This is a genomic window from Peptostreptococcus sp. (assembly GCF_977045075.1).
The window spans coordinates 1-10,913 of sequence record NZ_CDRRTB010000057.1 but is presented as its reverse complement, the minus strand read 5'-3'; the positions used below and the strand labels follow the sequence as shown (position 1 = coordinate 10,913).

Sequence of the window (10,913 nt, the reverse complement as noted above, 5' to 3'; positions counted from 1 at the left end):
ATTAATATAGGTAAAATAAAATATAGCCAATTGATTGAAGCAACAGGCCTCAATCCAATCAAGCTAGACTTGATTTTAAAGGTCTTGAAAGCTGAAAATCTCTTGAGCTTTGATTTAAATTTGGATATGGATACGATTCAAATAGAGGTATTACCTAGGCCAGATGCCAAGCTAGACTTAGAAAAAAATAAAATCATTGAATATATAGGTGAAGATTACAAAAAATTTGTTGAAACATACAATTTATAGGGTCGATACTGTGGAGGAATATATGAATTTAGAAGCAAAAATTAGAAATGTCCAGGATTTTCCAAAGGAAGGCATAGGTTTTAAGGATATCACTACCTTGATTGGTGATGGAGAGGCCTTCAAGGTTGCCGTTGATAGAATGGCGGATTATTTAAGAGAAAAGAAGGTTGACCTGATAGTGGGCCCAGAAGCTAGGGGCTTTATATTTGGTACTCCAGTTGCCTATGCACTTGGTGTAGGCTTTGTTCCTATCAGAAAGCCTGGAAAGCTACCATACGATGTTGAAAGTATAGAATATGACTTAGAATATGGAACTGATACTCTAGAGATACACAAGGATGCTATAAAGCCAGGACAGAGGGTTGCTATAGTTGATGATCTTCTAGCTACAGGTGGTACAACCGCAGCAGCTACTAAGCTAATTGAGAAGCTTGGTGGTCAGGTTGTAAGTCTAGAATTTTTGATTGAATTGACATTCTTAAATGGTAGGGACAAGCTTAAGGGCTACGATGTCCAGACCCTAGTTCAGTATGACAGTGAATAAGAGATAAGAGGGTCTATATCGGTTTATTAGAAGAGCATTACCAGCTTAGATTATATTTAGTATGAGGGGTGATTTTATGTACGATGATAGAATACAAAATTTAATAGAAAAAATAAAAGCATATGCGCCTAATGCTGATATAGATAAGGTGGTAAGAGCTTATAATTTAGCTAAGGAGGCCCATGAGGGACAATTCAGAAAGTCTGGAGAGCCATATATTATCCATCCAGTAGCAGTTGCCAATATACTAGCAGATATGGAATTGGATATTGATACCATTTGTGGAGGCCTACTTCATGACGTGGTAGAGGATACAGATTATGAAGAGTCAGATATAGAAGAAATGTTTGGTAAGGATGTAGCTGCCCTTGTTGATGGTGTAACTAAGCTTGGTAAAATCAAGTATATGACTAAGGAAGAGTCTCAAGCTAGCAACCTTAGAAAGATGTTTATGGCCATGGCCAAGGATATGAGGGTCATGTTGATAAAGCTATCGGATAGACTCCATAACATGAGAACTCTTGAATATATGGATAGCGATAAGGTAAGGTATAAGGCCCAAGAGACCCTAGATATATATGCGGGTATAGCACACAGGCTGGGTATATCTACTATAAAATGGGAATTAGAGGACCTGGCCTTTAGATTTTTGTATCCAGAAGAGTACTACGATCTTGTCAATAGGGTTAATAAGAAGAGAGAGCAAAGAGAAGCCTATATAGATGAGATTGTTACTATAATAAAGAGGGACATGAACGATAAGGGCGTAGAATGTGACGTGTACGGACGTCCTAAGCATTTTTATAGTATCTTCAAGAAGATGAAAAAGAAAAATAAGAGCTTTGATGAGATATATGACTTAACTGCAGTAAGAGTTTTAGTAGATACAGATAGGGACTGCTACGCAGTTCTTGGCGAAGTACATACCCTATGGAAGCCAATTCCGGGAAGGTTCAAGGACTATATTGCCATGCCAAAGCCAAATATGTACCAGTCATTGCATACTACAGTTATAGGTTCAGATGGTGAGCCAGTTGAAATCCAGATAAGGACATATGAGATGCACAATGTAGCTGAATTTGGTATAGCTGCCCATTGGAAGTACAAGGAGGGTGTCACTGACAATAGTCTAAGTGATGTTGATAGGAGACTTCAATGGTTGAGGCAGATGATGGAATGGGAGAAGGATGTTACTGATCCTTATGAATTCCTTGATGCCCTTAAGGAGGATGTATTTAACGCCCAGGTGTATGTATTTACACCACAGGGGGATGTCTTAGAGCTGCCTAATGGTTCTACACCAATAGACTTCGCCTATAGGATCCACTCCAATGTAGGTAACAAGTGTGTTGGAGCTAAGGTTAATAGTAGGATTGTACCATTAGAGTACAAGCTAAAAAATGGACAGATAGTTGAAATACTTACATCTCCAAATTCTCTAGGACCAAGTAGGGACTGGATGAACTTGGTAAAAACTCCAAATGCAAGAAATAAGATAAAACAGTTCTTTAAGAAGGAGAGGCGAGAGGAAAATATAGAGAGAGGTCTAGCCATACTTGATAAGGAACTTTCAAGAAATAACCTAAGTAGGAATGATGCCAAGGTAATGGCTGCAATTAAGGAAATTGCTGTTAGGTTCAACCAACCTGACTATGAAGACTTTCTAGCTACTATAGGCTATGGTGGTATTATAGGTAACCACGTAGTAAATAAGGTTAAAGACGAAATTACTAAAGAAGAAAGAAAGCTAGAAAAAGAACAGATGGCAAACCTTGAAGAAGAGGTTGTAGCCCACAACATAGTTGACCCTGAAAAGAGCAAGTATACATCCAAGAAGACTGAAAAGAGGCATACGGGTGTAAAGGTTGATGGTCTAGATGGTATATATGTTAGATTTGCCAGATGCTGCAGTCCACTTCCAGGTGATGAAATAGTTGGATACATCACAAGGGGGAGGGGTGTTACAGTTCATAGGACTGACTGTGAGAATGTTCTTAGAGACAAGGAGAAAAATGCTCCAAGGATGATTAAGGTGTCATGGATAGAGGATATAAACTCTAAATTCGAAGCAGAGCTTCAGATAAAGGCTAATGATAGAAGGGGTATCATAAACGAAGTTACCCATGTAATATCAAATGAAAAGGTAGGTTTGGTTGGGATATATGCCAGAAAGGGAACAGATATTGGTGTAACAATAGACCTATCAGTAGAGGTGGTTGGCATGGAAGAGCTAAACAGCCTTATTAGGAAGATGAAAAATATACCAGGTGTAGAAGAGGCCTATAGGGTACACGGAAGATAGGAGTAGGGATAATGAGAGCAGTTGTTCAGAGAGTTACAAGGTCCAAAGTAGAGGTTGAAGATCAGCTGATTGGACAGATAGACAAGGGGCTAATGGTCCTATTAGGTGTCAGCCAGGATGACACGCCTAAGGATATAGACTATATGGTTGATAAGATTGTCAATCTTAGAATATTTGAGGACCAAGATGACAAGATGAACCTATCGCTTGTGGATGTTGGAGGTCAGCTTTTGGTTGTCAGCCAATTTACTCTTTTTGGTGATTGCAGAAAGGGTAGGCGTCCAGGTTTCAGTGAGGCTGCCAGGCCAGATATGGCAGATGACTTCTACCAAAAATTTGTAGACAAGGCCAAGGCTATGGGGGTTGACACTCATACAGGAAAGTTTAGGTCCCATATGATGGTAGAGCTGGTAAATGATGGACCAGTGACCTTGTTGATTGATTCTAAGAAAAATTTCTAGGAAGGGTTTAAATATACATGAAAATTAAGGTAATTACAGATACAATGATGGGAGAAAATACTTACGTTTGCTACGATGAGAAAACACTTGAAGCAGTAGTAATAGATCCATCCTTCAATATAGATGAAGAAATGAAGTTTATAAAGGACAAAAATCTTGTAGTCAAGTATATAATGCTGACACATGGTCATGCTGACCATATAGGAGATGTCCTTGAATTAAAAAAATTGACTGGAGCTAAGGTCTTAGCCCACCAGGATGAAAAAGAAATGCTAAATGACGCTAACAAGAATATGAGTCACCAACTTTTTAGGTCTAGAATAGAATTTGAAGCAGACATATATGTTAGCGATAAGGAAAAACTAAGGCTAGGAGACCATACATTTACCTTTATTGCAACACCAGGCCATACTAAGGGTGGTATGTGTATTAGGGTAGGTATGGATATGTTTACAGGTGATACCCTATTTGCAGGGTCAATAGGAAGGACAGATTTCTATGGGGGCGACTATAAGGTTATATTGAAGTCTCTAAAGAAATTAAGCAAGATGGAAAATGACTTAACTGTTTATCCAGGTCATGGTCCAGCCAGTACCATAGGTATTGAAAAACAAGAAAATTATTATATGAAATTGGTGGTATAGATGTATATATTATTGCAGGGGCATAATTATAGGTACGAGATATCCGAATTTCTAAAGTTATTTTCTTCTGAGTTTTCTTTTATAGAATGCTCAGAAGATTTTGGCGTTAATAGAGAGGGTGAACTTTTGGTCAATAAGTTGGAGTTAGACCGAGCTTCTGATAGGGTGAGGATACTTACCAAAAGCCAGGTATATAAGGAAGGTCAGCTTATATACGAGAGAGAGCTTTCTCAAGATATAGATCTAGTAGATTATGAAAAAAAATTTGCAAAAATAAATAAAAAAATAGATAATGATATTAAGACAATATCAAAAAGACTTATTCAGAGGTCAATGTTTGACTATTTGAGTGACAAGTATGATGCCAATGTTCCATGGGGCATTTTAACCGGTATCAGACCTGTTAAGTTAATACATAGCCTTATGGATCAGGGTAAGACTGACCAGGAAATAAGCGACTTCATGAAGAAAGAATATCTTATATCCCAGGAAAAGTTGAACCTAATAATGGATGTAGCCAAGAGGGAAAGACCCTTTATATATCCAACTTCGGAGGACAAGATATCACTTTACTTGAGCATACCTTTTTGCCCAACAAGGTGCCTATATTGTTCCTTCCCATCTCACAGTCTGGATAGGTATGGTCAGCATAGGGTGTCATATGTTGATACCCTATTAAAGGAAGCCAGGGGTATCAAGTCAATTATAGAGGACTTTGGCAAGACTATAGAAAGTCTCTACATAGGTGGAGGTACACCGACCAGCTTAGAGGCTAAGGATATGGATTATCTGATATCAAGCCTATTTGAAATCTTAGACTTATCTGAGATTAAGGAATTTACTGTAGAAGCTGGGAGACCAGATACCATAACTAGAGAAAAACTAGAGGTACTTAAAAAGTACAATGTAGACAGGATTAGTATAAATCCACAGACTATGAACCAGGTAAGTCTAGATAGGATTGGTAGAAGTCACAGTGTTGAAGATATTGTGGAATCTTTCAAAATGGCTAGAGACCTTGGCTTTGATAATATAAATATGGATCTTATACTAGGACTACCAGGTGAGACGCCAGCCATGGTTGAGGAGACTATGAAAAGGATAATAGACCTGGACCCAGAGAGTGTTACAGTCCACACACTTGCACTTAAAAGGGCTTCAGACTTGAATATTAATTTACAAGACCATAAAAATGACTTGACCAACTATAGGAATATGGTTGAAATGATAGATATTTCTAGGAGGTATATGGAAGTCCATGGCTACAAGCCTTACTACATGTACAGACAGAAACATATGCTTGGTAACCTAGAAAACATAGGCTATGCTAAGCCTGGATATGAATGCCTGTACAATATGCAGATTATGGAGGAAAAGCAATCTAACTATGCGATAGGGGCTGGGGCAGTTTCCAAGTTTGTATACCTAGATGAAAATCGAATAGAAAGGGTCGACGATGTAAAGAACCTAGACCATTATCTAACAAGAATCGATGAAATGATAGATAAGAAGTATAAGGAGGTAGCAAAAAATGTTAACAAAAGCACCAAGAGGAACTAAGGATATAGTACCTGCAGAAGCCTATAAATGGAATTACTTAGAGGGTAAGTTCAGGGACCTGTGCAGGCTATATGGCTATGAAGAAATTAGGACACCAATATTTGAGCACACAGAGCTATTTAAGAGGGGTGTTGGTGATACTACTGATATAGTTCAAAAGGAAATGTATACTTTTAAGGATAGGGGAGATAGGGACCTTACCCTAAAACCAGAGGGAACAGCCGGCGTAATCAGGGCCTTTATTGAAAACAAAATGTATGCTGAAACTCAGCCTACTAAACTTTTCTACATAACACCTTGCTTTAGGTATGAAAGACCTCAGTCTGGTAGACAGAGACAGTTCCACCAGTTTGGTGTAGAAGCCTTAGGTAGCGATACTCCTTCCTTGGATGCAGAGGTAATATCACTGGCAATGCAGTTCTTAGGCGAGGCTGGCTTAAAGGACCTGACAGTGTCTATTAACTCAGTTGGATGTCCAGTTTGTAGAGAAGAATACAACCAGCTATTAAAGGACTACTTGGCTGCCAAGGCTGATGTCCTTTGTGACCTATGTAATGATAGAAGAGACAAGAATCCTATGAGGGTAATAGATTGTAAGAATGAAACCTGCCAGGCCAATATAGTTGATATACCATTGATGGCAGACCACTTATGTGAAAATTGTAAGGACCACTTCAGTCAGTTAAAGCTATACCTGGATGAAATGGACATCAATTATGTGGTGGACAAGAAGATAGTAAGGGGTCTAGACTACTACAAGAGGACGGCCTTTGAAATTATTTCTAATGACCTAGGAGCCCAGTCTACTGTATGTGGCGGTGGTAGGTATGATGGTTTGGTTGAACAAATTGGGGGACCAAGCGGTTATAGTGGTATAGGCTTTGGACTAGGAGCAGAGAGGCTTTTATTAACACTTGAAGCTAATGGGGTAGAAATTGGCAACCCTAACCATACAGATATATTTGTGGTAACTATAGGGGACAAGGCAAAGCTAAAGTCCTTCAGTATCCTAAAAGACTTAAGAGATAATCATATATCAGCAGATAAGGACCATCTAGATAGGAGCCTGAAGGCCCAGTTCAAGTATTCTAACAAGATTAATGCTAAGTATACTATTGTAATTGGAGACGACGAGCTTGATAAGGATGAGGCCACACTGAAAAATATGGAAACAGGTGACCAGAAATTGATAAAAATCAGTGAATTAGTTGAAGAGCTAAGAACTGTACTATAATTTGGAGGTAGAGGCATTGGATAATTTAAAGGGTATGAAGAGAACTTGTTACGCAGGAGACTTGAGATCTTCTGATATAGGCAAAGAAGTAGTATTGATGGGATGGGTCCAGAAAAAGAGAAATCTTGGTGGACTAGTCTTTGTTGATTTAAGAGATAGGGGAGGAATTTCCCAGATTGTATTTGATACCGATGTAAGCAAGGAAGCCTTTGAAAAGGCTGAAAAGCTAGGTAGCGAATATGTAATAGCTGTGAGGGGTAAGGTATGCGAAAGACAGTCTAAAAACCCTAACATGCCAACTGGTGACATAGAGGTTTTTGCTCAAGAGTTAAGAGTTCTAAATGAATCACAGACACCACCTATATATATAAAGGATGATGATGAAGTAAGTGAAGCACTAAGGTTGAAGTATAGGTACCTTGACCTTAGAAAGCCTAAAATGCAGAAGAACTTGATGCTAAGACACAAGGTTGCCAATATAGTTAGAAACTACCTATCAGATAATAACTTCTGTGAAATAGAAACGCCATTCTTGGTTAAGCCAACTCCAGAGGGAGCAAGAGACTACCTTGTGCCATCAAGGGTAAATGAAGGTAAGTTCTATGCCCTACCACAGTCACCGCAGCTATATAAGCAGCTATTAATGGTATCTGGTATGGATAGGTACTTCCAGATAGTTAAGTGCTTTAGAGATGAAGACCTTAGGGCTGATAGACAGCCAGAATTCACTCAGATAGACTGTGAAATGTCATTTGTTGAAGAAAATGATGTAATGACTATAATGGAAGGTCTAGTAAAAGATGTATTTAAGAAGGCGCTTAGCAGGGATATAGTTACGCCATTTCCAAGGATGACTTATGCAGATGCAATGAATAAGTATGGGTCTGATAAGCCAGATACAAGGTATGGTCTAGAATTTGTAAATATATCTGACATAGTAGCAGACTGTGGCTTTAAGGTTTTTGCAGACTCTACTAAGCCTGGTTACTCAGTAAGAGGCATAAATGTAGTAGGTGGGGCAGATCACTTCACGAGAAAGGCTATCAGCCACTTGGAGGACCATGCAAAGACATATAGGGCCAAGGGACTAGCTTGGATGAAGATAAGTGAAGAGGGTATTACATCTCCAATAGCTAAATTTTTTACAGAAGAGGAATTAGCAAAGATTACTGATGCTATGGATGCAAAGCTGGGAGACCTACTCCTATTTGTGGCAGACAAGGATTCAGTAGTGTATGACGCCTTAGGCCAGGTAAGAATAGCTGTAGCAGACAAGCTGGGTCTAGCAGATCCTAACCAGTTCAACCTATTATGGGTGACTGAGTTCCCAATATTTGAGGAGGATGAAGAAAATGGTAGATTTGTTGCTAAGCACCACCCATTCACTTCACCAATGGACGAGGACCTAGATAAGTTAGAATCAGCAGAAAATAAATTAGAATTAAGGGCAAAAGCCTATGATATAGTATTAAATGGGTATGAAGTAGGTGGGGGATCAATCAGAATCTCTAATGCAGAGGTACAGAAGAAGATGTTTAAGGCCCTTGGCTTTACAGATGAAGAGGCCTATAACAAATTTGGTTTCTTAATTGATGCCTTCAAGTTTGGTACACCACCTCATGGTGGTATAGCCTTTGGTTTAGACAGACTGGTTATGCTATTAGCAGGAGCTGAAAATATAAGAGAGGTAATAGCCTTCCCTAAAAACCAGAATGCAGTTTGCCCGATGACAAACGCCCCAACTACTGCAGAGGATGACCAGCTTAAGGAGCTAAGTATTAGGGTAGAAATAGAAGATAAGGAATAAGATATGAGTATTGATTCAGTAAATAATCATGATGATAGACACTTGAATCCCAGTAATGATAAGGACCTACTCCTAAAGAGATTGAGGAGGATTGAGGGCCAAATCAAGGGAATACAGGGTATGGTTGAGGATGAAAGATACTGTGTAGATATACTTACACAAATTTCTGCAGCCAAGTCAGCTATCAATGCCGTTGGGAATATGATCCTCGAGAATCATATTAGGGGCTGTGTAAAGGAAGCCCTTGAGCATAATGAGGACGATAAGCAGGAGCTAATTGATGAAATGATTGAACTAATGGTGAGATACTCCAAATAAGAGGAGGGATACAAATGGATCAAAGAGGTAGAATTGTAGAAATAGTAGATGAAAGAACTGCTATGATGAGGATGCAGAGAAATTCTGCCTGTGCATCTTGTGGTAAGTGCATAGGATCTTCATCATCAGAGTCCCAGGAAATAATAGTAGAGGTAGACAACTCCATAGGTGCAAAGTTGGGCGACAATGTCGAGGTTAGTATGGACCAAATAGATGTAATGAAGGCTCTAGGCATCCTGTATGGAATACCCCTATTAGGACTTTTACTAGGCTCAGTAGGTTCATATTATATATTCGAATTACTAGGTGTAACAAGTATGTTAGAGGTCTTGAGTGCCCTAGTAGGATTTGCTTTCACGGGACTGGCCTACTTATTAATTAGGTCCAGAGAAGGTAAATTTAGAGCTAGTCGTAAATATATGCCAACCGTAACAAGGGTTGTCATAGATTTAAATACCTGCTCTCTTGATGGTAGTTGTGAGGGCATGTAAATATAAAAAGTAATAGGTAATCAGGAGGATGAAAATGGAATTATTCGACGAATTAAAAGCACAAATTGATGGTAAAAATATAAGAATAGTTTTACCAGAAGGAACTGAGCCAAGAGTACTTGGTGCAGCAGCAAGGCTACAGAAGGAGGGAATATTGGTACCAGTTCTACTGGGTCAACCAGAAGCCATAAAGTCAGTAGCTCTAGAAAATAATTTTGATATTGACGGTATAGAAATTATTGACATGGACAATTATCCAGAATTTGACGATATGGTAGCAGCCTTTGTTGAAAGAAGAAAGGGCAAGGTAAATGATGAAGAGGCCAGAAAGATCCTAAAGGATGTTAACTTCTTCGGCACAATGTTGACTTATATGGATAAGGTAGATGGTATGGTTAGTGGTGCTGTTCACTCAACAGCTGATACAGTAAGGCCAGCCCTACAGATAGTAAAGACTAGGCCGGGAGTACCAAGAACAAGTGGTTCTTTCCTAATGCTTAGAGGTGAAACTAGGTACCTATTTGCAGACTGTGCTATTAACATAGAATTGGATGCTGAAGGCCTAGCTGGAGTAGCAGTAGAGTCTGCTAGAATGGCTAAGATGTTTGGTATAGATCCAAAGGTAGCCATGCTAAGCTTATCAACTAAGGGTTCAGCTAAGCATGATCTTATAACAAAGGTCCAGGATGCAACTAGGATGGCTAAGGAATTAGCTCCAGACATGGTAATCGATGGAGAGCTACAGTTTGATGCTGCAGTATCTGAAACAGTCGCTAAGCAAAAGGCTCCAGGTTCAGAGGTTGCTGGATTCGCCAATGTATTTATCTTCCCATCAGTAGATGCTGGTAATATTGGATACAAGATAGCCCAGAGATTGGGTGGGTTTGAAGCCTTAGGTCCAATCATCCAGGGTCTAAATAAGCCTATAACAGACCTTTCAAGAGGTTGTAACGAAGAAGACGTATACAAGCTAAGTATAATAACAGCTTGTCAGAGCTTAATATAATAAGTCCACAATAGAATATATCAAGGGTAGCCAGGTTAAGAAGTTACTTCTGTTTGCAAGATTGCTAAATAGAATTTCATTTTATCAATGGCTACCCTATTTTTATTGGTTGTATATAGCATATATTTTCATATAAAAAGACTTGGAACAATCAACCAAGTCTTTTTTAGTGGCTCTATGTCAAATAACGTTGGTGATAATTTAAATCAATAAAATCTATTAAATTATGCGGCAGCATCCATAGCAAACTTATAGCTATGGATATTGCCCTTTTGTATTTTATACCTTTCCATTAGC

At 38.9% G+C, this 10,913-nt stretch carries 11 protein-coding genes; all 11 read left to right on the top strand.

The features are described from left to right. Positions 1-249: hypothetical protein (locus tag ACW6OJ_RS05645; RefSeq protein ID WP_456095991.1), on the top strand; the 249-nt coding region annotated here is incomplete at its 5' end. Between the two features lie 22 nt (positions 250-271). Further along, the gene (locus ACW6OJ_RS05640; RefSeq protein ID WP_293427024.1) at positions 272-793 is read left to right on the top strand and encodes an adenine phosphoribosyltransferase; all 522 of its coding nucleotides are present in this window, start codon (positions 272-274) and stop codon (positions 791-793) included. Between the two features lie 76 nt (positions 794-869). After that, positions 870-3,095: a RelA/SpoT family protein gene (locus ACW6OJ_RS05635; protein WP_455104636.1), complete on the top strand. Its 2,226-nt coding sequence runs from the start codon at positions 870-872 to the stop codon at positions 3,093-3,095. An 11-nt stretch (positions 3,096-3,106) separates the two neighbouring features. Then, on the top strand, positions 3,107-3,556 hold the full coding sequence (gene dtd / locus ACW6OJ_RS05630) for a D-aminoacyl-tRNA deacylase (protein WP_293427018.1): 450 nt from the start codon (positions 3,107-3,109) through the stop codon (positions 3,554-3,556). A 17-nt stretch (positions 3,557-3,573) separates the two neighbouring features. Next, positions 3,574-4,200, top strand: coding sequence for an MBL fold metallo-hydrolase (locus ACW6OJ_RS05625; protein ID WP_314497394.1), 627 nt, complete (start codon positions 3,574-3,576; stop codon positions 4,198-4,200). Then, a complete protein-coding gene (gene hemZ, locus ACW6OJ_RS05620; RefSeq protein ID WP_455104637.1) occupies positions 4,201-5,760 on the top strand; it encodes a coproporphyrinogen dehydrogenase HemZ in 1,560 nt (519 codons plus the stop codon). Continuing rightward, positions 5,732-6,994, top strand: coding sequence for a histidine--tRNA ligase (gene hisS / locus ACW6OJ_RS05615; RefSeq protein WP_293699504.1), 1,263 nt, complete (start codon positions 5,732-5,734; stop codon positions 6,992-6,994). The genes hemZ and hisS overlap by 29 nt, the downstream gene beginning before the upstream one ends. A 16-nt stretch (positions 6,995-7,010) precedes the next feature. Then, a complete protein-coding gene (gene aspS / locus ACW6OJ_RS05610; protein WP_455104638.1) occupies positions 7,011-8,801 on the top strand; it encodes an aspartate--tRNA ligase in 1,791 nt (596 codons plus the stop codon). A 3-nt stretch (positions 8,802-8,804) separates the two neighbouring features. Next, on the top strand, positions 8,805-9,119 hold the full coding sequence (locus tag ACW6OJ_RS05605; protein ID WP_304082911.1) for a metal-sensitive transcriptional regulator: 315 nt from the start codon (positions 8,805-8,807) through the stop codon (positions 9,117-9,119). A 14-nt stretch (positions 9,120-9,133) separates the two neighbouring features. Further along, the gene (locus tag ACW6OJ_RS05600; RefSeq protein WP_314497407.1) at positions 9,134-9,610 is read left to right on the top strand and encodes a SoxR reducing system RseC family protein; all 477 of its coding nucleotides are present in this window, start codon (positions 9,134-9,136) and stop codon (positions 9,608-9,610) included. A gap of 34 nt (positions 9,611-9,644) precedes the next feature. Further along, a complete protein-coding gene (gene pta / locus ACW6OJ_RS05595) occupies positions 9,645-10,616 on the top strand; it encodes a phosphate acetyltransferase (RefSeq protein WP_455104082.1) in 972 nt (323 codons plus the stop codon). Positions 10,617-10,913: the final 297 nt, after the last annotated feature.